Below are 22979 nucleotides of genomic sequence, written 5' to 3' on the forward strand. Positions count from 1 at the left end.
GCGCAGGCGTTCACGAGAGCAAAGCTCTCGTGAGCCAATCAGAACGCAAAGCGTTCTGATGACGACGGAAGCAGCGTGGCGCTACGCGCCACGAGCAGGCGGCGGCGAAGTCGCCGACGACACCGCAACGAGGGAGCGAACAACGTGAGCGACCGAGTGAGGCGCGCAGCAAGCGTGCGCCCGCCTCGCCGACTGGGGCTTTGGCGGAGTTCGCCGCCGATCCGTCGGCAACGATTTATAAGTAAGCGGCTGGGGCTTTGGAAGCCTTCACCGCCGATCCACCAGCAACCACGTATAAACAGCCGACAGCAACATCAGTCGATCACGTATAAACGACGTATGAATGGCGGACGGGCGGGGTAGCCCGGCGTTCCGGCGCGGGGTATCCCGGTTGCCTTCTCCACCCCGCGACCCGACGAGCGACGGGCGTCCGGCGATGGGCTGCTCGCTTCCGCGCCTGACCCGGTGTCGCCGACGAACCGCGACGGACCGCTCCTGCGAGCGGGCGTCGCGGACCGCTGTCCCCGGCGGACGAGGCTTCCACGTTGGCTCTCGGGGCCCGCGCCGGTCAGACCGGACGCGCCCGCTGTTCGGTCCCCGCTAAAGACTACCTCGCGGGTGACGAGCGGGGCCTAACCGCCCGACCTAGTCCAGTTCGGCGTACACGGCACCACCTTAAGGGCCTTTCGTTCGGCGGAGACCGGATCGCCTCCGGAAGCGTCGGGGAGCGACGCTACGCCAGCAGATCGCGGGCGTACACGGCGGCGGCGACCGGGATCGGAACGGAGAGCGCGACGACGACGCGCGCGTGCCACACCAGCCAGAGGTTGTCGCGGAACATCGGGCTCGGCTCGATCGCCGTCGCCCACGCCACCGCGCTCAGGGTCGTCGCGACCCCGAGCACGACCGCGGCGCCGGCGAGCGTTCCGGGGTCGAGGTTCCCCCGATCGACCGAGGCGACGACGACCGCGCTGAGCAGCGCGAACAGCGCGATTCCGGCGCCGCCGACGATCCCCGAGGCGTAGTAGTCGGCGAGCTGTGACGCGTACGCTCCCCCCGACAGGACCGCGTACGGCGCGGCGAGCGCGAGCACGGTGACGACGCCGGCGGCGATCCCCACCCGACGCGAGATGTCGCGGAGCTCCATGCCCGAGGCTCGGTGAGGGACGGCGGTAAAAGGACCGGATCGGAGCGAGACGCGAGGGGGAAAGAGGGGAGGCGTGACGGCGGGGCGGCGCGCTCCCGTAGCGTTTTGGGTCGCCGGCGCGGAGGGTGGACCATGACCCTCGACGTCGACCCGCCGGAGCCGCCCGAACTCGCCGCCGTCGACCCGAACGAGTACGAGGACGCCGAGGTCGCCGGCGGCGAGTACCGCCGCGACGAGCTGGAGGCGTTCCTGCGCGAGGGCGCGTGGGAGGAGGCGTTCGCGGAGTGGGCCGCCGGCAGCGACATGGACGAGGAAGATTGGCGGATCGCGCTCGACCTCGAACTCGTTTCCCGGTTCGACTTCTTCTGGGACGACTTCGCCGACCGCGTCGGCTACCACGCACCCGGGCTCCCCGAGGACTGGAAGGAGCGCGACCTCCACCCGGAGCTGGACTCGTGGGGGACCGTCTCCGCGATCAACGCGGGGCTCACGGAGCTGGGACAGATCGTCTGCGAGACGCTGAAAGAGGAGTACATCGACTGGGAGGCCGAGTTCGAGGCGCCCGACGACCTCCCCGACTTCGGGGAGTAGCGCGGGGCGCTCGCTTCGATCGCCCCCTTTCGCTCCCGCTCCCTTTCGCTCCCGCTCCCTTTCGTTCCCGCTCCCCTTCGCTCCCGCTCAGTGCCCCCAGAGCGTCCCGTCCGGGGCGTAGCGCGCGTCCATGATGCGGTCCCACTGCGCGTCGGACAGCTCCAGGTCGGTCGCGGCGACGTTCTCTTCGAGCTGGTCGGTCGTTCGCGCGCCGACGATGGGGACGCAGGTGAACTCGTCCCACTCGGTGAGCCACGCGAGCGCGACCTGCGCGGGCGTCGCGTCGAGCTCGTCGGCGACCTCGCGCACCGCGTCCAGCACCGTCCAGCCGCGCTCGGAGAGGTAGAAGCGCTCGAAGCGGTCGTCGAAGCTGGCGCGCGAGCCGTCCGGCGCGATCACTTTCTCGGGGTCGTCGGGGTCGGCGCGCTCGTACTTGCCGGTGAGGAACCCGCCCGCGAGCGGGGAGTACGGGCAGACGGCGATGTCCTGGTCGATGCAGACGTCGAGGTACTCCTTCACGTCCTCGTAGTAGCCCGCGTGGTGGAGCGGCTGGACCACGTCGAAGCGCGCGTAGTCGTTGGCGTCGGCGGTCCACAGTGCCTTCGTCAGCTGCCACGCTGCCATCGTCGAGGCGCCGAGGTAGTGCACCTTCCCCTCCGAGACCAGCTCGTCGAGGACGCGCATCGTCTCCTCGATCGGCGTCTCCTCGTCCCAACGGTGGATGTAGTAGATGTCCAGGTAGTCGGTGTCGAGCCGATCGAGGGTCCCCTCGACCTGCGCGCGAATATGTTTGCGGCCGAGCCCGGAGTCGTTGGGACCGGGTTCGCCGCGCCCGTCGAACGGGAAGTACACCTTCGAGGCGATCACGTAGTCCTCGCGCTCGCGCTCCGCGAGCCACTCCCCGATGTACTCCTCGCTCGTCCCGTTCGGCGTCCCGTACACGTTGGCGGTGTCGATGAAGTTGATCCCGCGGTCTGCCGCCGCGTCGAGGAGCTCGTGCGCCTCCTCGCGGCCCGTCTCGACGACGCCGTTCGTCTCTCTCCCGAAGCGCCACGTCCCGAAGCAGAGCTCGGAGACGCTGAGTCCCGTGTTACCGAGTCGTCGGTAGTCCATACTCGATTAACCCGTTCTGCGAGAATAAAACACCGTGACTCCGTTTCGACCGATCGGGCACGCACCGCACCCGATAGTTAAGTCGATGTCTGAAGACTTGTTACCATGGAACATGTCGAGTACGCGTACAGTCGCGGGATGGACGACGCCGAGACGGCCGAGCGGTTACGCGCGGCGACGTCCGGCGTCCTCTCGCTCGCTCGGGAGAACGACGCGTACGCGCTTCCGCTGGCGCACTACTACGACGGCGAGAAGCTCTACTTCCGTCTCGGACTGAGTGACGGGAGTACGAAGCTGGCGTTCTGGGACGCGACCGAAACGGCTTGCTACGTCGTCCATAGCACAGAGTCCACCGACGAGCCGCAGGAGATCGACTCGTGGAGCGTCGTCGTTACCGGACGGCTCACCGAGCTGTCCGAGGCCGAACGCGAGCGCTTCGACACCGCCGAGATCAATCGCCGGTTCACTCCGATCCGGGTGTTCGACGAGGCCATCGAAGACATCGACGTCGTCATCGCGGGGTTCGAGATCGACGAGATGACGGGCCGAACGACACCGGCTGCGGACCGCTAACGCCGGGCACGCGACGCCGAGTTCCCCGGTCGCGTGGCACCGATGTCGCCGGGCGGGCGCCGAGTCCGCCGTATTCAAATACGCGCGCGAAGACCAACGGATATGGACGATATCGACGACCAGTACACGCCCGCGGACGTCGAGTCGGCGGTCGACGAGTACTGGGACGACACCGACGCCTACGAGTCGGCGAAGGAGGCGCACGCCGACGACCCGCCCTTCTTCTTCGTGGACGGGCCGCCGTACACCTCCGGGCAGATGCACCTCGGCACGGCGTGGAACAAGACGCTGAAGGACGCGATCATCCGCCACAAGCGGATGACCGGCCACCGCGTCACCGACCGCCCGGGCTACGACATGCACGGGCTCCCGATCGAGGTGAAAGTCGAGGAGGAGCTCGGCTTCGAGAACAAGCGGGACATCGAGGAGTACGGGATGGAGCCGTTCATCCAGAAGTGCAAGGAGTTCGCCCTGGAAAACCGGGCGGCGATGGACGAGGACTTCAAGTCGATCGGCGTGTGGATGGACTGGGACGACCCGTACGAGACGATCGACCCCGAGTACATGGAGGCCGCCTGGTGGGCCTTCTCCGAGGTCGCCGACAACGGGCTCGTCGAGCAGGGGAAACGCTCCATCTCGCAGTGCCCGCGCTGCGAGACCGGGCTCGCCAACAACGAGGTCGAGTACGAGGACGTCGAGGACCCCTCCATCTACGTGAAGTTCCCCCTCGCGGACCGGGAAGGAAGCCTCGTCATCTGGACGACGACGCCGTGGACCATCCCCGCGAACACCTTCGTCGCCGTCGACGAGGAGCTCACCTACAACGCGGTCCGCGCCGAGCGAGACGGCGAGGAGGAGGTGCTCTACGTCGCCGAGGCGTGCGTCGAGGACGTGCTCGGGGAGGGCCGCTACGAGGAGTACGAGGTCGAGGCGGAGCTGACGGGCGACGAACTGGTCGGCTGGGCGTACGACCACCCGCTCGCCGACCGCGTCGCCGAGTACCCGGACTTCGAGGGCGCCGGGCAGGTGTACGCCGCCGACTACGTCGAGGCCGACCGCACCGGGCTGGTCCACTCCGCGCCCGGTCACGGGGAAGAGGACTTCCACCGCGGCAGCGAGCTCGGACTCGACATCTACTGTCCCGTCGGTCCCAACGGCGAGTTCACCGAGGCGGCCGGCGAGTACGCCGGGCGGTTCGTGCGCGACGCCAACGACGACATCGTCGAGGACTTAGTCGCCGACGGCCACATGCTCGCGCACGGCACCGTCGAGCACAGCTACGGCCACTGCTGGCGCTGTGACACCGGGATCATCCAGCTGGTCACCGACCAGTGGTTCATCTCGATCACGGATGTCAAGGAGGACCTCCTCGACAACATGGAGGACTCGGAGTGGCACCCGCAGTGGGCCCGCGACAACCGCTTCCGCGACTTCATCGAGGACGCTCCCGACTGGAACGTCTCCCGCCAGCGCTACTGGGGCATCCCGATCCCGATCTGGGTGCCGGAGGACGCGGACGGGAGCGACCTCGACGACGACATGATCGTGATCGGCACCCGCGAGGAGCTCGCCGAACGCGTCGAGGAGGACGTCGACCCCGAGGCGATCGACCTCCACCGCCCGGCCGTCGACGACCTGACGATCGTCGAGGACGGCACCGCCTACCGCCGCGTCGAGGACGTGTTCGACGTGTGGCTCGACTCCTCGGTCGCCTCGTGGGGCACGCTCGGGTACCCGAGCGACGAGGGCGCCCACGACGAGCTGTGGCCCGCCGACTTCATCGTCGAGGCGCACGACCAGACCCGCGGCTGGTTCTGGTCGCAGCTCGGGATGGGGACCGCCGCAGTCGGCGAAGTCCCCTACGAAGAGGTTCTCATGCACGGATTCGCCAACGACGAGGACGGCCGCAAGATGTCGAAGTCCGTCGGGAACATCGTCACCCCGGAAGAGGCGATCGAGCGCGCCGGCCGCGACCCGCTCCGAACGTACCTCCTCAGCCACGACCAGCAGGGAGTCGACCTCGCGTTCGAGTGGGACGGGCTCGGCGAGCTGCAGGGGAAGCTCAACATCCTCTGGAACGTGTTCCGCTTCCCGCTGGAGTACATGGAGCTCGACGGCTACGACCCCGCCGACGCCGACCTCTCGGACGGCGAGCTCGAACTCGTCGACGAGTGGGTGCTCTCGCGGCTCCAGTCCGTCGAGACCGAGGCGACGGAGGCGTGGGCCGACTACCGCGTCAGCGACGCCGTCAACGCCGTCATCGAGTTCGTCACGCAGGACGTGTCGCGCTTCTACGTGAAGGCGGTCCGCGACCGCATGTGGGAGGAGGCCGACTCCGCCTCGAAGCGCGGCGCCTACGCGACGCTCGCGACCGTCCTCGACGAGACGACCCGGCTGCTCGCGCCGATCGCGCCGTACCTGACCGAGCGCATGTACCAGACGCTCGACGGCGAGGCCACGACGGTCCACCAGCTCGACTACCCCGAGCCCGACGCGGACCTCCGGGACCCCGAGCTCGAACGCGACGTGAGCGTCCTCCGCGACGTGGAGGAGGCCGCCGCGAACGCCCGCCAGCAGGCCGGGCGCAAGCTCCGCTGGCCCGTGCCGCGCGTGGTCGTCGAAAGCGACGACGACGAGGTGACCGCCGCGGTCGAGCGCCTCGCCGACCTGATCGCCGACCGCGTCAACGCCCGCGAGGTGACCGTCACCGACGCGTTCGACGAGCTGGTCGAGACCGCCGAGCCGCAGATGGCCTCCATCGGGCCGGCGTTCGGCGGCGACGCGCAGAAGGTGATGGAGGCGGTGCAGGGCGCGACCCGCGCGGCGGTCGAGGGCGGCGAGGTGACCGTCGACGGCGAGCCCGTCGACCTCGCCGACGAGATGATCGAGTACGTCGCCGAGCCGCCGGAGCACGTCTCCGGCGCCGACTTCGACGGCGGCGCCGTCTACGTCGACACCTCGCTGACTCCCGAGATCGAATCGGAGGGGTACGCCCGAGACGTGATCCGCCGAATCCAGGAGATGCGAAAGGAGCTGGACCTGGACGTGGAGGCCCGGATCCGCGTCGGGGTCGACGTCGACGACGACCGGATCGCCGGCTTCGTCGACGACCACGCCGACCTGATCGCCGGCGAGGTGCGCGCCGACGCGTGGCTCGACGGCCCGAGAGACGCCGCGGACGCCGACGGCGGCCTCGTCGAAGAGTGGGAGGTCGAAGGCGTCGCGGTTACGATCGGAATCGAACCGGTCGCGTAACGATCGAATCGGCGTTTCGCACGGCCGTATTCACAGAGGTACGTGCAATTAGCGAGTCGTCATACGCCAAATAGCGGTATAACTGATCGGACACCCGATTCGTATCCTCGCTTCCCTGTGAAACGTTGCCGTCCCGAAACCTATAGGTGACTTCTTTACCCACGGTCGTACATGCATGTCCGGGCGGCTCGGCCCGACGACGCGGAGGCGCTTCGAACGGCGGTCTCGCGGGCCCGCGAGGCGACCGTATTCGACGACATCGGAGCTCCCCTTCTCGACGTGTCCGCCGCCGGCGTCCGCGAGGCCGCCGCGGAGGCCGAGTGGTCGTTCCTGATGGAAGACGAGGAGGGACCGGTGGGCGTCGCCATCGCCCATCCTGACGCCGAAGAGTCGGTCGACGGACCGACGGCCGTGGGGGAATCGGCCGACGACCCGGGAGGGGCCGGCGAGGGCGACCGGGAGGCCGAACTGCTCGCGCTGTGGGTCCACCCGAACCACGCCGGCGAGGGCGTCGCGAGCGAACTGCTCGCTCGCGTCGCGTCCTCGGTCGCCGACCACGGCGTCGGGACCCTTCGAGCGAGCGTTCCCGCCGACAGCCCCGGCGCCACCGAGTTCTTTAGCGCGCACGGGTTCGCGCACCGCGAGACGCGTCGCGGGCCGGCCGGCGACGAGTCGATCGTCGTGACCGACGTGGACGCGCTTCGATAACGCGTCCGGCACCCCGACGGGGCGGAATGAAGTGTCCGGCGCGTCCACTGCCACCCGTCCGATCATGATTCCCGTCGACTTCGGTTCGTCCCTCCTCGTCGCGCTCGGCGCCGCGCTCGTGATCGTCGCCCTCGCGAGTCTCTCGTCCGGGAGTCGGCTCCGCCGGCTCTACGGGACCGACGACGGCGACGACGCGGGCGCGCGAGCGAACGCCGCCGTTCTCGGAGGGACCGGCGCGTTCCTGCTCGCGCTGGCGGCAGCGATCGCCTTCGAGGTCCCCGAGCGGCTCGTCGCGGCCGGGGCGCTCGGTGTCACCGCCCTCGGAACGATCGGCCTCGGATGGCTCGTCCGCTACCGCGACCGCCGCGAACTCCTGACGACGCCGGACGTGAGCCGCGAGCGGGCGCGGCGGCTCGGCGGGGCGGCGATGTGGGCCGGGACGCTGCTCTGTCTCCCGCTCGCCGGAGTTCTGCTGGGGGCGAGCGAGTCCGCGGTCGCCATCGCAGCGCTGGGCGGTACGGCGGTGGCGGGGCTCCTCATCGCGCTCGCATACCGATAGAAGATCTGCCGGTGTCGAACCGATCGACGGGTCAGAGCTTACTTCAGGCGCTCCTGCAGGAACGAGGGGTGCGCCGCGGTGACGCCGTCCACGCCGAGGAGCTTCTCCGAGATGACGTCGCCCAGCTCGTCGCCGTCGCCGGCGCGGACCTCGGCCATCAGCATGTGGTCGCCGGATGAAGTGTACAGCGCCTGTACCTCGTCGAGCTCTTTCAGCTTCCGAGTCGCGCTCACGTACTGTCCCGAGTCGACGTCCATCCCGACCATCGCGATCGACTGCGACGAGAGCTTCTTCGGGTCGACCTCCGCGGAGTAGCCGACGATCACGCCCTTCTCTTCGAGGCGGTCGATGTACTTCCGCACCGTCGGCTTCGAGACCTCCGCTCGGTCGGCGATCTCCGCGCAGGAGGCCTGTGCGTCCTCCTCTAACACCGACAGGATCCGTTCCTCCGTCGATACCGTACTCATACCGAATGCTTTGTCTCGACAGAAAAAATACCTTGCGAATCGAAAAACGAGACGAGCGGACGACGAACCGCGACGGGATCGTCGGGCGATCCCGGTCTACGCCCGCGTCAGGCGTGCTTGTCGAGGAACTCGTCGTGGGAACGCTCCCACTCGTAGTCGTCGTCCCAGTAGCGCTCGGCCAGCGGCTCCTCGGGCATCTCGCCGATCGTCTGCTTCTCCGAGCCGTAGGACGGGCGGTCCTCGTCGACGTAGTAGCGGCCGGTGAGGACCTCGCCCTCGTACAGCGACTCCTCGGTCTGGCGCATCATCTCCGCGGCCTCGACGCGGTCCGTCTTGTCGAAGTCGTAGTCGTCGGACTCGTTGACGTCGATGTACGGGACGTACTGGCGCGCGTCCTTGTTCCAGGTCGGACACTGGGTGAGGAAGTCGACGTGCGCGAACCCGTCGTGCTCGATCGCCTCGATGATGATCTCTTTCGCCTGGTTCGGGTTGACCGCGGCGGTGCGGGCGACGTAGGAGGCGCCGGCGTTCAGCGACAGCGAGAGGGGCTTGAGCGGCTCCTTTGCGCTGCCGTGCGGCTGCGTCTTCGACTTGTGGCCCTTCGGGCTCGTCGGGGAGGTCTGTCCCTTCGTGAGCCCGAAGATCTCGTTGTTGAAGACGATATACGTCATGTCGTGGTTCTCCCGGGCCGTGTGCAGGAAGTGGTTCCCGCCGATCCCGTAGCCGTCGCCGTCGCCGCCGGCGGCGATCACTTCGAGGTCGGGGTTCGCGAGCTTCGCGGCGCGGGCCACGGGCAGCGAGCGCCCGTGGATCGTGTGGAACCCGTACGTGTCGAGGTAGCTGTTCAGCTTCCCGGAACAGCCGATCCCGGTACACAGGAGGGTCTCCTCGGGCGAACGGCCGACCTCGGGGAGCGCCTGTTTGAGCGCCTTCAGGACGCTGAAGTCACCGCAGCCGGGACACCACGTGGGCTGCGGCTCGACGCCGGGGGTGTACTCGTCGCGGTCGATCTCTCGCTCCTCTCCAATTGCTGAAAACGTGCTCATTGGTTAGTCACCTGCGGCTGGGACGAAGGTGGTCTGATGGCCGGACGCGTCGCCGTCGCCCTCGATGATCGCGGCCTCGAACCCGTCAACGATCTCGGCGGGCTCGAAGGGGTTCCCGTTGTACTTCAACAGGCTCGACAGCTTCTCGCCGTAGCGGCCGAGGTTCTTCTGAACGAGCCCGCGGAACTGTCCGGACGCCGTCATCTCGACGACCAGGACCTCGTCGACGCTCTCGACGAACGCCTCGACCTGCTCGGTCGGGAACGGGAGCATGTCGGAGACGCCGTACGATTTCACCGAGATCCCGGCGTCGTTGAGCCGACCGACCGCCTCCTCGACGGTTCCCTGCTGGCTCCCGAACGTGAGGATACCGTACTGCGCGTCGTCGGGACCGACGTACGAGCCGGTGTCCTCCTGATCGAGGTCGGCGCGGATCGCCTCCAGCTTCTGCGTCCGCCGGTCGATCTGCGCGACGCGGTTGTCCGGCGACTCCTCGATGTGGCCGGTGGGACTGTGCTCGTTGCCGGTCGCGAGGAAGCGACCGCCCTTCTGGCCGGGGATCGAGCGCGGCGAGACGCCGTCCTCGACGTCGTGCTGGAACCGGTGGAACTTCCCGTCGGGCGAGTGCGGCTCGTCGGCGAGCGCGTCCTCGGTCAGGGTCTTCCCGAGCGTCGGGTTCGGCTCGCGGTCGAAGTGGCTCTTGGGGACGTTCGTCATCTCGCCGCCGAGCTTCTGGTCGTACAGGAGGATCGACGGGATCTGGTACTCGTAGGCCAGTCGGAAGGCGATCCGCGACTGCTCGTACGCCTCCTCGACGGTCCCGGGCGCTAAGACGACGCGCTGGGAGTCGCCCTGCGAGGTGTACAGGACGTGTTCGAGGTCGGACTGCTCCGGCTTCGTCGGCATCCCGGTCGACGGGCCGGCGCGCATGGCCTCGACGAGGACGACGGGCGTCTCCGTCATCTCCGCGAGCCCGAGCGGCTCCGACATCAGCGCGAAGCCGCCGCCGGAGGAGCCGGACATGGCCTTCACGCCGGCGTGGGAGGCCCCGACCGCGAGCGCGGCCGCGGCGATCTCGTCTTCCACCTGCTCGGAGATCCCGCCGAGCGACGGCAGGTTCTGCGTCATGATGGTGAACACCTCGGTCCACGGCGTCATCGGGTAGCCGGCGATGAACCGGCAGCCCTCGTCGATGGCGCCGTAGGAGATGGCGTCCGAGCCGGACATGAGCAGCTGCGTCTCGTCGTGCTCGCCGGTCGGTACCGACACGTCCGGGGCGTCCACGTCGTACTCCTCGCTGACCTGGTCGTAGGCGGTCTCGAGGATCTCGATGTTCGGTTCGAGGATCTTCTCCGGCATCGCGTCGCGCATCAGGTCCTCGACGTGGTTGAGGTCCATGCCGGTCAGCGCGCAGGTCGCGCCGACGCCGGCGGTGTTGCGCATGACCTCGCGACCCATGTCGCGGGCGAGCCCGCGGAGGTCGAGGGGGTATACGTGCCAGTCGTTCTCCTCGGCGCGTTCCTCGAAGTCCGGGATCTCAGAGGCGTCTAAGAGCCCCTCGTCGTAAACGATGACCCCGCCCTCGCGGAGCTCGTCGAGGTTCTCCGAGAGCGGCTTGATCTCTTCGTTCCCGTAGACGGCTTCCTCCTGCGGGTTACGGGCGAACGAGTCGCCGAGCGCGAGCAGGAAGTTGTACCCGTCTCCCCGGGAGTTCACCGGGTCCGAAGACGCACGGACTTCGGTGTAGGTGTGGCCCCCGCGGATCCGCGACGGGTAGTGGCGATGCGTGAAGACGTTGAGCCCCGATCGCATCAAGGCCTTCGCGAAGTTCTGGCTGGTCGAAGCGATCCCGTCACCGGATCCCCCCGATATCCGCCAGATGAGTTCGTCGTCAGTCATAGTGGTATGTGAGCCCGTGAGGGCCTAGTGATTCGACATTGTGTTGGTTACCTCTTAGGGCTTGCTATGGAATCACAAGAGACGATCATGAAGGACCTTTAATATCGGCCGTCTCCGACCGGGAGAACCGTCATATTCGACCGTTCGGATCCGTTCCCCCTCTCGGGGAATCGCCGGCGTTCCGCGCCCTTTTACTCGCCGCCCGCCCGACGGGTCGTATGCTCACGTTCATCGGTCTCGGCCTCTACGACGAGCGCTCGATCACCGTCGAGGGGCGCGAGGCGCTCCGGTCCGCGGACCGGGTCTTCGCGGAGTTCTACACGAGCCGGCTGGTCGGCGCCGACGTGGACGACCTCGAGGCGTACCACGACGCGGAGATCGAGGTCCGGTCCCGCGAGGGCGTCGAGCGAGATCCGGAGGCGATCCTCGCGGCGGCGGCGGACGGCCACGCCGCGTTCCTCACCGCGGGCGACACGATGATATCGACGACCCACACCGACCTCCGGCTGCGCGCCGAGGAGCGCGGGATCGACACCCGGGTGATCCACGGCGTGACCGCGCAGTCGGCCGCGTCGAGTCTGACCGGGCTCCAGAACTACCGGTTCGGCAAGGCCACGACGCTCCCGTTCCCGTACGCTCACGGCGGGGACGACGTGCCCGGAAGCGTGATCGACACGATCGAGGCGAACCGCGAGCGCGGGCTCCACACCGTCGTCTACCTCGACATCAAGGTCGGCACCGGCCCGACCGGTCCCGACCCGGACCACGAGGAGTACATGACCGCCGACGTGGCCGCCGGCCTGCTCGCCGACGGGTGGGAGGACGCGCTCGCGGTCGTCGTCGCCCGCGCGGGGGCGCCCGACGCGGTCGTCGCCGCCGACCGCCTGAGCGCGCTCGCCCAGCGCGAGTTCGGCGACCCGCTCCACCTCCTCGTGATCCCCGGGGACCTCCACCACGTCGAGGCCGACGCGCTCGCCGGGCTGGCGGGCGCCCCTGCGGACCTCATCGAGGAGTGAGCGCGGCGGGGGTCGCGGCCCCGACGACCGCACGTTTGATGACCCCCGACCGCGTTATCACGCCACATGACTGACCTCGCCGTCGAACGGCTCATGTCGACCGACCTCGTCACGATCGGCCCGGGCGCCGCCGCCGCCGACGCGGCCCGGCGCATGCTCGAAACGGACGTGAGTTCCATCCTCGTCGTCGACGACGACGGGCGCCTGACGGGACTGATAACCGCGACGGACTTCGTCTCGCTCGTCCGACGGAACGACCCGGAAGACGAGACGTCCGTCGAGGCGTTCATGACGACGGACGTCGTCACCGTGTCCCCCGACGATTCCGTCGAAGAGCTCGCGGAGCCGACCGACCGGGGGTACACGCACCTGCCGGTGGTCGACGCGGACGATCAGCTGGTCGGGATGGTGTCGACGACCGACCTCACGGCGTACGTCTCGGAGCAGCGGTGAGCGGTCCGGCGGCGCGCAGCCGATGCGCCGTCAGACGGCGCGCGACCCACCTCGGGAGGCAGTCTCCGACCGCGAGAGTCAGCGACCCGACGCGGCCATCTGGTCGTCGTAGGTGGCGCCCGCCGCGATCAGGAACCCGATTATCGCGGTGACGACGGCGATGCTCCCGATCGCGACGACGGCGATAGAGAACAGGTCGTTCGGGAGGACCCGTGCGGACGTCAGCAGCGACACCGCCGTGACGCCCCCGATCAGCAGCAGGAGGCGACCGAACCGAGCGGTGTCGAGCCCGCTGTCACTTGACATAGGACCTGATCTCGTTGATGACGCCGTCGTACCCGTCGTCGCTGGCCTCGGCGCCGAGCGAGTGGATCGACTGGCATATCCACATCCCGGCGGTGAAATTCAACAGCGCCACGAAGGACACCAGCCCGAGCTGCGAGTCCACGGTGAGCCCGATGACGAGCCCCAACGGGAGCGTCACCGACATGATGGCGTGCGTGAGCAGCGACCGGGTCCCGAAGTCGTCCAACGAGCTGAGAGCCCCTGACATGTGAACAGTACGGGCACGAACGCGTATATATGCTCGTCCGAACGGCGTCAGGTCCTCCGGACCGTTCGCCGTCCGTGCGGAAGCGGTCGGTCCGTTCGAAGCCGCGCACCGGAAGAGTAATCAAACATGGTAGCACACGACATGGTATGGATCTGAACGACCGGACCCGCGTCAGCGATGTCATGTCGACGCCGCTCGAGACGATCGGGGCCGACGAACCGCTCCGGGAGGCTGCGCGGCGGATGAGCGACAGCGACATCAGCGCGCTCGTCGTGACGACCGGAGGCGGCTGTATCGTCACGCAGAGCGACATCGTCGGCGCCGTCGCCGAGGGGGAAGACACCACTGAGACGACCGTCCGAGACGTGATGACGCGGAACGTCGAGACGGTGACGCCGGACCTCATGATGGAGGAGGTCGCGGCGATGATGACGATGTACGGCGTGAAACACCTCCCCGTCGTCGACGACGACTACGTCGGGATGGTCTCTTCGACCGACGTGGCCGAGCACCTCTCCTGAGTCGACGGGCGGCGTCGGGTCCGCTCGTCTGTTTAAATGAGAAGCAGCGGCGCGCCGACCGCGATCCCCGCCGCGATCAGCACGAGGTTCCAGAACAGCACGGGCCGGACCAGCTCCCGCGCGATGCTCGCGGCGAACGCCGTCTTGACGAGGACGCTCGCGGCCGTCCCCGCGACGACGCCCGCGACCGCGGTGTCGACGGTGATCTGGCCGGTCCCCAGAAGCGAGACGGCGGTCGTCGTCGCGGTTCCGGAGGAGACGAGCCCGGCGAGGAACGACGTGGCGACGAACCCGCCCGCGCCGAACGTTCGCTCGGCGCCCGCCGAGACGAGCAGCACGAGGACGAACAGCGCGCCGAACGTCAGGGCGTTCCGGAGGCTGAACGGCGAGGTCAACTCGGCCTCCATCGTCGTCCGCCAGTCGCTGCGCCACACGGCGACGAGGACGCCGGTGACCGTGATCGCGCCCAGCGGCGCGCCCACGACCACTGCGGCCTCGGGGACGAAGGCGGCGACGACGGCGGCGTTCCGGAGGGCCATCGCCGCGTTCGCCAGCAGGATCGACCCGACCGCGATGTCGAGTAAGTCCGCTCGTCCCTTCGTGCGTTTCGCCATCTCCGCGACGACCGCGGTGGAGTTCACGAGCCCGCCGAAGAACCCGGTGACTGCGTAGCCGCGCCCCTGGTACCGCTTCACGAGCACGTAGTTGACGAAGCCGATGGCGCTGACCGCGACGACGAGCGACCAGATCAGCCGCGGCTGGACCGCGCCCCACGGGTCGACCGTCTCCGCCGGGAGCAGCGGGAAGACGACGAACGCGAGGATGGTGAACTCGACCGCGCTGCGGACCTCCTCCCGCGAGAGCCCCCACGCGAACTGGTGGAGCTCCCGTTTCAACACGAGCAGCAGCGAGGAGAGCATCGCCACCGTCACGGCCTCGATGAAGAACTCCTCGGCGACGAGCGCGCCGACCCCGTACGTGACGAGCATCGACACCGAGGTGGTCAAAGAGAGCCCGTCGACCTCCTCCTCGACGAAGCTCTGGACCGCGAGCAGCACCGCGACGGCGACGATCAACGCGCCGCCGACGATCAGGAGCCCGTCGTCGCCGAGTAGGGAGAAGACGGCCGCCGCGAGGCCGATCAGCGCGAACGTCCGGATCCCCGCGGACTTCTGGGACCACTCCCGTTCCAGTCCGAGGAACATCCCCAGCGCGGTCGCCAAGACCAGCTTCGCGACGTTCGTCTGGAGGTAGACGAGGGGATCGACGGCGCTCAACAAGGGGTGTCACCTCGTCGCAGTCGCCGCGGTCGTCGTCGCTGTCGCCGTTGCCGTTGCCGTTGCTGTTGCTGTCGCGGTCGCAGTCGACGCTGTCGCCCTCCCCGTCGTCGCTCCCTTCCCGACCGAGTCGTCGCGACCATACCCCGAAGCAGTCGACAGCGACGCCTATAGCTTACTATGTGTTTATATACCGGGCGACGCCGGACCGTCCGCGCGACCCCGCCTCAGCGGTTCGTCGGCTCCCGCGGGAGGTCGAGCGTCTCCGTCAGATCGTGCTCCTCGCCGGTGAGGAGATAGAGCACGTCTTCGAGGACGACCACGAGCTCGGGCATCTCGCGCACGACGAGGAACGTGATCCCGATCAGCGCCACGACGGCGAGCAGCTGGCTCATGATCCGGTCGGAGATCAGGAACGACACGCGGTAGGGGTCGCTCGCGCCGAACATCAGCAACACGAGGTCCGGGTACCACTGCATGTACTGGTTGCCCGCGGCGACCGAGATGAACGTCGTCCGGAGGATGTTGAGGACGTAGATGAGCGTGACCGACACCGCGAGCCCGCGGAGCTTCCGCCGCAGGGGCGCCTCGACGGCCGCGACGAGCCCGCCGAAGATCGCCATGCTCCCGAGCCCCGTGCAGGCGAGCACGATGTCGATCCGGTAGGTGTGCCCGTCGTCGAGCGTCCACAGGTAGGCCGCGTCGTACCCCTCGCTGCTCGCCACCCGCTCCGGCGCGTAGCCGAGCAGGTCGATGAGCATCCCGGTCTGGGTCGCGACGACCTCGATGAGGACCCGGCGGGGCTCGGGGAACGCGACGCCGGCGAGCGTGAACGCCGGGATCGTCTCGAACGGGAGGTAGATGAACAGCATGATCGCGATCGCTCGCGTGAGCGTGAACAGCGACGCCCGCCCGTTGTACAGGAGGTAGCCGGCGTACAGACAGGCCGGGACCCCGACCAAGGCGAGGATCGACTCGACGTAGCTCTGGTGTTCGAGCGCGAAGTACGGAACGGTCGACAGCCAGAAGAGTCCGAACAGCCCCCACGTGCCGGCCGCGAGCGAGCGGCCCGCCGCCAGCCCGCGGCTGTCGAGCAGCCACGCGACGGCGAAGAGAACCGCGACGACCCAGGCGAACGTGAACGTGTCCGGCAACAGACTCAGAACCGCCGGTACGCCGGAACCGAACATGTCCGAATCGTCAGTCGGCGGCGGATAAAGCCCTTGTCGTTGCCGACGAATCCTCGGGTAGTTCGAACGGAACCGCGGAGGCTATCGGCTCCCGCGGAGACGCCCGACCCGCTCAGCGCTCGTCCGAGTCGAGCACGCGAATCTGGTCGCCGCGGACCGTCACCGGGATGGGAACGGTCGCCTCGTACAGCTCGACGGTCACCTGGTCTTTCCCCTCGTCGATCCGCTGGACGCGGGCCTTCTCGCCCTTGAACGGCCCGGCGATCAGCTCGACGATGTCGCCCTCGGCGATCCCCTCCACGTCGGGGGTCGGCGAGAGGAAGTGCTCGACCTCGGAGAAGGGGCTCTCCGCCGGCCCTTCCGAGCCCTGAATCACGCCGCGGGCGTGCGGGATCTCGTCGAGGATCCGGGCGAACACGCTCCCGTCGGTTGCCTCGACCATCACGTAGCTCGTGAGCTGGTCGGGGGCGATGACCGCCTGGATCTCCGGCATCTCCTTCTCCGCGAGCATGTCGGCGACGGTCCGCTCCTGGCTCGCGGTGGTCTTGACCGAGAAGATCGGCATTACGCGCCGACCCCCGGCAGGAGGCTCATGATCGCGAACATCAGGAAGCCGATGAAGCCGATGAGGAGGATGCCGGCGCCGGCGATCTTCGACACCTGGAGGAACTCGTCGGTGCTCGGCGTGCTCGCCAGTTTCAGCACCCGAATGTAGCTGTTGAGGTCGTACGGAACGTCCATGTTACGAAGAGGTTCGAGGTGATCCGGTTTTTACCTTTTGATGCGTGGTTGGCACGCAGTGGCGGCCGAGGACGGCCCGGGGACGGCCCGACGGCGACCCAGGGACGGCCCGACGGCGACGGCGCGACTACTCCACGTAGTCGATGTCTTCCATCTCGGGCGCCGTCTCCCCCTCGGGAGCCTCGCCGTTTCGGCCGTAGATCTGCGGGGACTCGACGCCGGTCACCACGATCATGGTCCGCATCTCGCCCTCCAGCTCCTCGTCGACCGAGGTGCCCCAGATGATCCGGGCGTCGGGGTCGATCCGGTCGTAGATCTCCTCGACGACGCCCTCGGCCTCCTCGATGGACATGTCGGTGCCGCCGGTGACGTTCACCAGCGCGGAGTTCGCGCCGGAGATGTCGACGTCGAGCAGCGGCGAGCGGAGCGCCGACTTCACCGAGTCCTGCGCCTTCGAGTCGGAGTCGGACTCGCCGAGCCCGATCATCGCGACGCCGCCTTTCTCCATCACGGTGCGGACGTCGGCGAAGTCGAGGTTGACCAGCCCGGGCATCGTGATGAGCTCCGTGATCCCCTTCACCGAGCGCATCAGGACCTCGTCGGACACCTTGAACGCCTGCCGGACCGGGAGCTTCCCGACCGCGTCGAGCAGGCGGTCGTTGGGGACGACGATGACGGTGTCGGAAACGTCGCGGAGCCGCTCTAAGCCGGCCTCGGCGTTCGTCCGTCGGACCTCGCCCTCGGCGGTGAACGGCGTCGTGACGATGGCGATGGTGAGCGCGCCCGACTCGCGGGCGGCCTTCGCGACGACCGGCGCCGACCCGGTCCCCGTGCCGCCGCCGAGCCCGGCGGTGACGAACACCATGTCGGAGCCGTCGATGGCGTCCTGGATCTCCTCTTGGGACTCGATCGCGGCCTCCTCGCCGACCTGCGGGAGGGAGCCGGCGCCCCGGCCCTGCGTCTTCTGCTGGCCCATGAGAATCTTCGTGTCGGCCTCGATGTTGACGAGGTGCTGAACGTCGGTGTTGGCGGCGACCAGCTTCGCGCCGTGGATCCCCTCCTGAGTCATCCGGTTGACCGTGTTGCCGCCGGCGCCCCCACAGCCGACGACGGTGATGTTCGTCTGGAGGTCTTGGAGGACGTCCTGCAGCTCCTCGTCGGTCATCGTTCCGGTCTGTGGCGGGGCGCCGGCGGCCGCGTCGTTCGCGCCGGCGCCGGCCTCCCCGGCGTCGTCCGCCGGGGATTCCTCGGCTTCGTCGATGGCGTCCTCTACGATAGAGTCCATTATATGGTGTGGTTGCGACCCGGACGTATTTATTTTTGCCCGATCGTCTGACGCGAGTCAGACGGCCGAAGACTGTCTCCAGAGCCGCCGAAACCCGCGTATCACCGATCAAAAACGAAGAATCGGACCGTCGCTGGGCAGGCGCGCTACCGCCGGGTCGTCATCGGAAGCGTCCGCGTCGCCGTCGGAAGCGTCCGCGTCGCCGTCGGAAGCGTCCGCGTCGCCGTCGGAAGCGTCCGCGTCGCCGTCGGGAGCCGGTGTCACTCGATCGGGAACCGCTCCGTCCGCGCCCGCGACACGTCTTCGGGCGCGACGGTCTCGCCGTCGACTTCGACCGACTCCCCGCTCGCGAGCCGCCCGAACGCCGGCCCCTCCGGGACGCCCCGCTCGGCGGCGAGTTCGGGATCGAAGGCGGTCTCGCGAGCGATAACGGCGTCGTCGTCGACTTCGACCGCGTCGTACCCGCGCTCCAACACGCTCGCGAGACCCGCGACGAGGTCGTCGTACCCGGGCGTCCCCTCGTCGGCGGCGAACGCGGCCCGCCCCGCCGCCCGCGTCCCGGCCTGCTCGGTGTCGAAGGCGACCGCGTTCGCTTCGACGGCCGCGCGGGTCGCGTCCGAGTCCACGCCCTGCGCGCGAGAGAGCAGGTCCCCCGGGAGCGTCCCGACGCGGAGCCCGTCGGCCGACCCGGGGACGACCTCGCCGAACCGGAGCCCCTCGTCGACCGTCGCGAGGTCGGTCTCCAGTCGCTCGACCAGCGGCAGGGGGCGGTCGCCGACCTCGCGCACCCACGTCTCGCTCACCACGCGGTGACCGAGGGCCTCGACGGTCGCGGCGAGGTCGGGTTTGTCGCCCTCGATCACCGCCAGATCGGCGCGGCTCCGCGCGAACGCCTGCTCGATCACGTCCCGGTTCGCGTCGGGCGCGCCGAGGTCCCCGAGCGCCCAGTCGGCGCCGACGTGGCCCACCGCCCACTCGGTCTCGCGGACGATCCGGGTGAACCGCGGGGCGTAGTGGCCGCCGCCGAAGCCGACGACGTGGCGGAGGTCGGCGTACGAGCCGTCGGATCCGCTCTGTTCGCCGACCAGATCCGCGCCGGTTCCCCGCAGATCGAGCACCGCCCGCGCGACCGCCCGGGCCGCCTCCGGGTCGGTCCACTGCGGCTCGTCGGAGCCGAGCTCGACGAACAGCGAGGGGACGGCGGTGTCGGTCGGCCCGTGGTGGGTGCACTCGATCCCCACGTCGTACCCCTCGGGGGCGTGTGCGGCCAGCGCTTCGACGACGCGCTTCTCGGCGCCGGGCGCGGCCCGCGCCAGCGTCCCCGGCTCGCCACCGTACGGCGCGGGACCGAAGTTCCCGGTGACGTGAGCCGTGAGGAGCTTCCCCGTCTCCCCCGAATGGCGGGAGACGAACGCGAGGAACTCGGGGGTGTCGTCGCCCTCAGCGTCTTCGCCACCACCGAACGCGACCGCGGGGTCCTCCAGATCGATGTGGAGGTCGTCGAACTCCCGCAGTTCGAACCCGTCCGTCCGGTAGTACGTCTCGCCGCCGTCGGCGTCGGGGCGGCTCGGGTCGTCGCAGCGCTCCCAGTCGCCGATCTCGAGCAGGTGCTCGCCGATGTGTTCCGAGGCGCTGTCGGCCCGGCTGACGACGATCGCTATCACGGATTTCGGTCGGGGCGGGACGTCCGAATAGCCGTCGATACGACGTCGGTGGTGCGGTGACGATATCGACTGGCTGCCCGGTCGATCGTTTATACATGGTTGCTGGCGGCGGATCGACGGTAAACACCTCCAAAGCCCCAGCCGCTCGCTTATAAATGGTTGCTGGCGGCGGATCGACGGTAAACACCTCCAAAGCCCCAGCCGCGAGGACGGCGCACGCTCGCTGCGCGCTTCGGTCGCTCGCGATGCTCGCTCCCTGCAGTGCTTGCGTCACCTGCGCCGTCCTCGCGGCTGCCCCTTTGAGTCCTCCCGACCGCAACCGCACCGCACCTCACACCTCCCCAGCCTCGTCGCTGGCGGCGATAGCCGCCAGCGACTCCCTCGCGCGGCGCTCCTCGCGGTCGCCCACGGCGACCGCTCGGAGGCGCGCGCCACCGCACAATCACTCTACTTATAAACAACACCCGTCGTCGACGCACCGGTCCGGTGCGTCCACCGAGCGCTCACGGCAGCAACAGGTAGATGAAGGCGAGGTAGCCGAGGACGAGGACGCCGCCGTCGACCCGCGAGATGCGGTCGCCGCGGTACATCAGCCCGACGAGCAGGGCGGTGAACGCGAGCAGCGCGGGGAACTCGAAGCCGCGCACGCTGGGAGCCACGCTGATCGGCGTGATAATCGCGACGACGCCGATGACGGCGAGGACGTTGTAGATGTTCGAGCCGACGACGTTGCCCACGCTGAACTCGGCCTCGCCGCGGATCGCGGCGACGACGCTCGCGGCGAGCTCCGGCAGCGAGGTCCCCAGCGCCAACACCGTGAGCCCGATGAAGATGTCGGAGAATCCGGCGGCCGACAGCAGCGACTGCCCGCCGTCGACGAGCCATTGGGAGCCGAGGATCAACGAGACGATCCCCGCGACGACGAGGCCCGCGTCGCGGAGGCGCGCGTCCGGCATCTCCGCGCGCTCGGCGTCCGAGATGCTGGACTGCGTCTGCTGGACCCGACGCATGACGACGACGGTGAACGCGACGAGGACGGCGAGCAGGAGGACCCCGTCGACCGCGCCGATCCGACCGTCCCACCCGAGGCCGACGAGCAGCAGCGCGGCGAGCACCATGAACGGGACGTGTCGCTCGAAGACCGTCCGCGAGATGTCGAGCGGGCGGATCAGCGCGGAGACCCCCAACACGAGTCCGATGTTGGCGATGTTCGAGCCGACGATGGCGCCGAGCCCGGTGTCGGTCGAGACCGTGATGGCGCCGAGCAGGGAGACGAACAGCTCGGGGGCCGTGGTCGCGAAGGCGACGACGGTGACGCCGACCGTCGACGCCTTCAGCCCGACCGCGAGCGCGAGGTCGCCGGCGCCCTTGACGAGCAGTTCGGCACCGGCGTACAGGAGGGCGACGCCGCCGGCGAGCAGCAGGAGTTCCGTGAGCGGCGACCCGAGTAGCACGGCTCCGGGTTGTCGTCGCCGTTTTAAAAAGCGTCGTGGTTCCGGGGCGTCGCGGGCCCGCGAGCCCGCGGAGCGGCGGCCGGGTGAGGCGGCTCAGACGCGCGTGGAGCGGAACTCGCCGTGTTTCATCCCGACGACGAACGCGATGGCACCGAAGACGACCATCGAGGGGAGAACCATCATCAGCGTCGTCGAAAGCGCCATCGGCGTCCCGAAGGCGACCCCGAGGGTCCCGAGGGCGACGACGAGCGCGACGATACCGGCCGCACGAGGGAGGTCGAACTCCATAGTCGCGCTACGGCTCGCGGACTCCTAAGGGTTCGGTCCGCGGCGGCGCCCTCGCGGCAGGCGCGCAGCACCGACCCCGGCTCCGGCGCGTCGCTACGTCTCGATGATCTCGTCGTCGTCCTCCGCTTCGGGCACCCGCAACTCGCCGTCCAGCGAGACGAGCGCCCGCCCGCCGACGCGCACCTCGTCGCCGGAGACCCGGACGCGGACGCGGCCGGGTCGGTCGACGAAGTGGCCCTGCTCGAAGCGCAGCTCGTCGGGGAAGTCACCGTCGAACGCGCCGACCTCGCGGAGGTAGGCGCCGACCGCGCCGCTCGCGGTCCCCGTCACGGGGTCCTCGGGCACTCCGATCGCCGGGGCGAACGCCCGGCCGTGCAGCGTCGACTCGGCGTCGAGCGCGTCGAAGGTGAACGCGTACACGCCGGCCACGTCGTGCGCCTCGGAGATCGCCTCGACCGCCGCCGCGTCGGGCTCGGCCTCCCCGAGCCGTTCGAGGAAGTTGACGGGGACGACGAGCCACGGGAGGCCCGTCGAGGCGACCGCGACCGGGAGGTCGGCGCCCACGTCGCGCAGGGCGGCCGGGTCGATCCCTAGCGCGTGGCCGAGGCGGTCGGCGTCGAGGTCCGAGCCCTCCTCGTCGTCGGGATCGATCACGTCGACCGTCGGCGGGTTCTGCCGCATCCAGACGGTTCCGTCGTCGTCGACCGTGATCTCGAGGTCGCCGACGTTGGTCCGGAGGACCCGGTCGCCGGCGTCGATCGCGCCCTCGGCGAACAGGGCGGCGTAGGTCGCGATCGTGGCGTGGCCACAGAGGTCGACCTCGGTCGAGGGAGTGAAGTACCGGAGCCGCTCGTCGGCGCCGTCTCCGTCCGGGGTCGCGTCGTCCGCACCGGTGGCGTCGTCCGCGCCGGTCGCGCCGTCACCGCTCTCGACGGCGTCGAACAGGAACGCGGTCTCGGAGGCGCCGACCTCGTCGGCGATCCGTCGCATCCGACCGTCGTTCAGTCCCGCGGCGTCCGGCACGACGCCGGCGACGTTCCCGGCCAGCGGCTCGTCTGCGAACGCGTCGACGAGAAGCGTGCGTCGCGTCTCCATGCCCCACCGTGACGGCCCGCCTTCAAAAGGCTCCCGAGAGCCGAGGAGTCCGCCGGGCGGAGGCGAAACGGGCGGGAAGCGATG

24 protein-coding genes and 1 other RNA gene are annotated in these 22979 nt (G+C 69.0%); 8 read left to right on the forward strand and 17 right to left on the reverse strand.

Annotated elements, in window-relative coordinates:
- Positions 1-344: 344 nt before the first annotated feature.
- Together ffs and C469_RS04750 are read right to left on the reverse strand one after the other, a co-directional pair.
- Positions 345-656, reverse strand: an RNA gene (gene ffs, locus C469_RS16275) — signal recognition particle sRNA.
- 77 nt (positions 657-733) lie between these two features.
- Positions 734-1147, reverse strand: a complete 414-nt coding sequence (locus C469_RS04750) for a DUF7548 family protein (RefSeq protein WP_008004328.1) — start codon at positions 1145-1147, stop codon at positions 734-736.
- A 132-nt stretch (positions 1148-1279) separates the two neighbouring features.
- On the opposite strand from C469_RS04750, the gene C469_RS04755 reads away from it, so the two are divergent.
- Complete coding sequence (locus tag C469_RS04755) at positions 1280-1738, forward strand: hypothetical protein (RefSeq protein WP_008004331.1); 459 nt, start codon at positions 1280-1282, stop codon at positions 1736-1738.
- A gap of 87 nt (positions 1739-1825) precedes the next feature.
- Here the strand turns inward: C469_RS04755 and C469_RS04760 are convergent, their stop codons facing one another.
- Entirely contained in the window at positions 1826-2851 is a 1026-nt protein-coding gene (locus C469_RS04760; protein WP_008004332.1) for an aldo/keto reductase, read from the reverse strand.
- A 105-nt stretch (positions 2852-2956) separates the two neighbouring features.
- Here C469_RS04760 and C469_RS04765 point away from each other — a divergent pair, with 105 nt between their 5' ends.
- From C469_RS04765 to C469_RS04780, 4 genes are all read left to right on the forward strand, one after another.
- Positions 2957-3424 carry a pyridoxamine 5'-phosphate oxidase family protein gene (locus tag C469_RS04765; protein WP_008004335.1) on the forward strand — a complete coding sequence of 156 codons (468 nt, stop codon included), beginning with the start codon at positions 2957-2959 and terminating at the stop codon, positions 3422-3424.
- 102 nt (positions 3425-3526) lie between these two features.
- A complete protein-coding gene (gene ileS / locus C469_RS04770) occupies positions 3527-6679 on the forward strand; it encodes an isoleucine--tRNA ligase (RefSeq protein WP_008004337.1) in 3153 nt (1050 codons plus the stop codon).
- A gap of 171 nt (positions 6680-6850) precedes the next feature.
- Positions 6851-7387, forward strand: coding sequence for a GNAT family N-acetyltransferase (locus C469_RS04775; protein ID WP_008004338.1), 537 nt, complete (start codon positions 6851-6853; stop codon positions 7385-7387).
- Between the two features lie 64 nt (positions 7388-7451).
- A complete protein-coding gene (locus tag C469_RS04780; protein ID WP_008004340.1) occupies positions 7452-7946 on the forward strand; it encodes a hypothetical protein in 495 nt (164 codons plus the stop codon).
- Positions 7947-7984: 38 nt separating this feature from the next.
- On the opposite strand, the gene lrpA1 is transcribed toward C469_RS04780, so the two are convergent.
- The 3 genes from lrpA1 to C469_RS04795 all read right to left on the reverse strand — a co-directional run bounded on the left by lrpA1 (position 7985) and on the right by C469_RS04795 (position 11358).
- On the reverse strand, positions 7985-8413 hold the full coding sequence (gene lrpA1, locus C469_RS04785) for an HTH-type transcriptional regulator LrpA1 (protein WP_008004342.1): 429 nt from the start codon (positions 8411-8413) through the stop codon (positions 7985-7987).
- 107 nt (positions 8414-8520) lie between these two features.
- Positions 8521-9459, reverse strand: a complete 939-nt coding sequence (locus C469_RS04790) for a thiamine pyrophosphate-dependent enzyme (RefSeq protein WP_008004344.1) — start codon at positions 9457-9459, stop codon at positions 8521-8523.
- A gap of 3 nt (positions 9460-9462) precedes the next feature.
- Positions 9463-11358 carry a 2-oxoacid:acceptor oxidoreductase subunit alpha gene (locus C469_RS04795; protein ID WP_008004346.1) on the reverse strand — a complete coding sequence of 632 codons (1896 nt, stop codon included), beginning with the start codon at positions 11356-11358 and terminating at the stop codon, positions 9463-9465.
- A gap of 218 nt (positions 11359-11576) precedes the next feature.
- Here C469_RS04795 and dph5 point away from each other — a divergent pair, with 218 nt between their 5' ends.
- Entirely contained in the window at positions 11577-12374 is a 798-nt protein-coding gene (dph5, locus tag C469_RS04800) for a diphthine synthase (protein WP_008004348.1), read from the forward strand.
- Positions 12375-12440: 66 nt separating this feature from the next.
- Positions 12441-12827 (forward strand): CBS domain-containing protein, encoded by a 387-nt coding sequence (locus tag C469_RS04805; RefSeq protein WP_008004350.1) that lies wholly within the window; start codon positions 12441-12443, stop codon positions 12825-12827.
- Positions 12828-12905: 78 nt separating this feature from the next.
- On the opposite strand, the gene C469_RS17345 is transcribed toward C469_RS04805, so the two are convergent.
- Together C469_RS17345 and C469_RS17350 are read right to left on the reverse strand one after the other, a co-directional pair.
- The gene (locus tag C469_RS17345; protein ID WP_082230113.1) at positions 12906-13133 is read right to left on the reverse strand and encodes a hypothetical protein; all 228 of its coding nucleotides are present in this window, start codon (positions 13131-13133) and stop codon (positions 12906-12908) included.
- On the reverse strand, positions 13123-13380 hold the full coding sequence (locus C469_RS17350; protein ID WP_082230114.1) for a hypothetical protein: 258 nt from the start codon (positions 13378-13380) through the stop codon (positions 13123-13125). The genes C469_RS17345 and C469_RS17350 overlap by 11 nt, the downstream gene beginning before the upstream one ends.
- Positions 13381-13526: 146 nt before the next feature.
- Here C469_RS17350 and C469_RS04815 point away from each other — a divergent pair, with 146 nt between their 5' ends.
- On the forward strand, positions 13527-13901 hold the full coding sequence (locus C469_RS04815; protein ID WP_008004352.1) for a CBS domain-containing protein: 375 nt from the start codon (positions 13527-13529) through the stop codon (positions 13899-13901).
- A 32-nt stretch (positions 13902-13933) separates the two neighbouring features.
- On the opposite strand, the gene C469_RS04820 is transcribed toward C469_RS04815, so the two are convergent.
- The 9 genes from C469_RS04820 to C469_RS04860 form a co-directional block, all read right to left on the reverse strand.
- Entirely contained in the window at positions 13934-15181 is a 1248-nt protein-coding gene (locus C469_RS04820) for an MgtC/SapB family protein (RefSeq protein ID WP_049911046.1), read from the reverse strand.
- 224 nt (positions 15182-15405) lie between these two features.
- Positions 15406-16368, reverse strand: coding sequence for an archaeosortase A (gene artA / locus C469_RS04825; protein WP_008004356.1), 963 nt, complete (start codon positions 16366-16368; stop codon positions 15406-15408).
- 112 nt (positions 16369-16480) lie between these two features.
- Entirely contained in the window at positions 16481-16933 is a 453-nt protein-coding gene (locus tag C469_RS04830) for a transcription elongation factor Spt5 (RefSeq protein WP_008004357.1), read from the reverse strand.
- On the reverse strand, positions 16933-17109 hold the full coding sequence (locus C469_RS04835; RefSeq protein ID WP_006628863.1) for a protein translocase SEC61 complex subunit gamma: 177 nt from the start codon (positions 17107-17109) through the stop codon (positions 16933-16935). The genes C469_RS04830 and C469_RS04835 overlap by 1 nt, the downstream gene beginning before the upstream one ends.
- A gap of 127 nt (positions 17110-17236) precedes the next feature.
- Positions 17237-18394 (reverse strand): cell division protein FtsZ, encoded by a 1158-nt coding sequence (ftsZ, locus tag C469_RS04840; RefSeq protein WP_008004358.1) that lies wholly within the window; start codon positions 18392-18394, stop codon positions 17237-17239.
- A 260-nt stretch (positions 18395-18654) separates the two neighbouring features.
- On the reverse strand, positions 18655-20058 hold the full coding sequence (locus C469_RS04845; RefSeq protein ID WP_008004359.1) for a D-aminoacyl-tRNA deacylase: 1404 nt from the start codon (positions 20056-20058) through the stop codon (positions 18655-18657).
- A 503-nt stretch (positions 20059-20561) separates the two neighbouring features.
- Positions 20562-21512: a calcium/sodium antiporter gene (locus C469_RS04850; protein WP_008004360.1), complete on the reverse strand. Its 951-nt coding sequence runs from the start codon at positions 21510-21512 to the stop codon at positions 20562-20564.
- A gap of 93 nt (positions 21513-21605) precedes the next feature.
- A complete protein-coding gene (locus C469_RS04855; RefSeq protein WP_008004361.1) occupies positions 21606-21800 on the reverse strand; it encodes a DUF7333 family protein in 195 nt (64 codons plus the stop codon).
- 93 nt (positions 21801-21893) lie between these two features.
- Entirely contained in the window at positions 21894-22895 is a 1002-nt protein-coding gene (locus tag C469_RS04860; RefSeq protein WP_008004363.1) for a PhzF family phenazine biosynthesis protein, read from the reverse strand.
- Positions 22896-22979 lie beyond the last annotated feature (84 nt).

The sequence above is a fragment of the Halorubrum lipolyticum DSM 21995 genome, assembly GCF_000337375.1.
Classification (GTDB): Archaea; Halobacteriota; Halobacteria; order Halobacteriales; family Haloferacaceae; genus Halorubrum; species Halorubrum lipolyticum.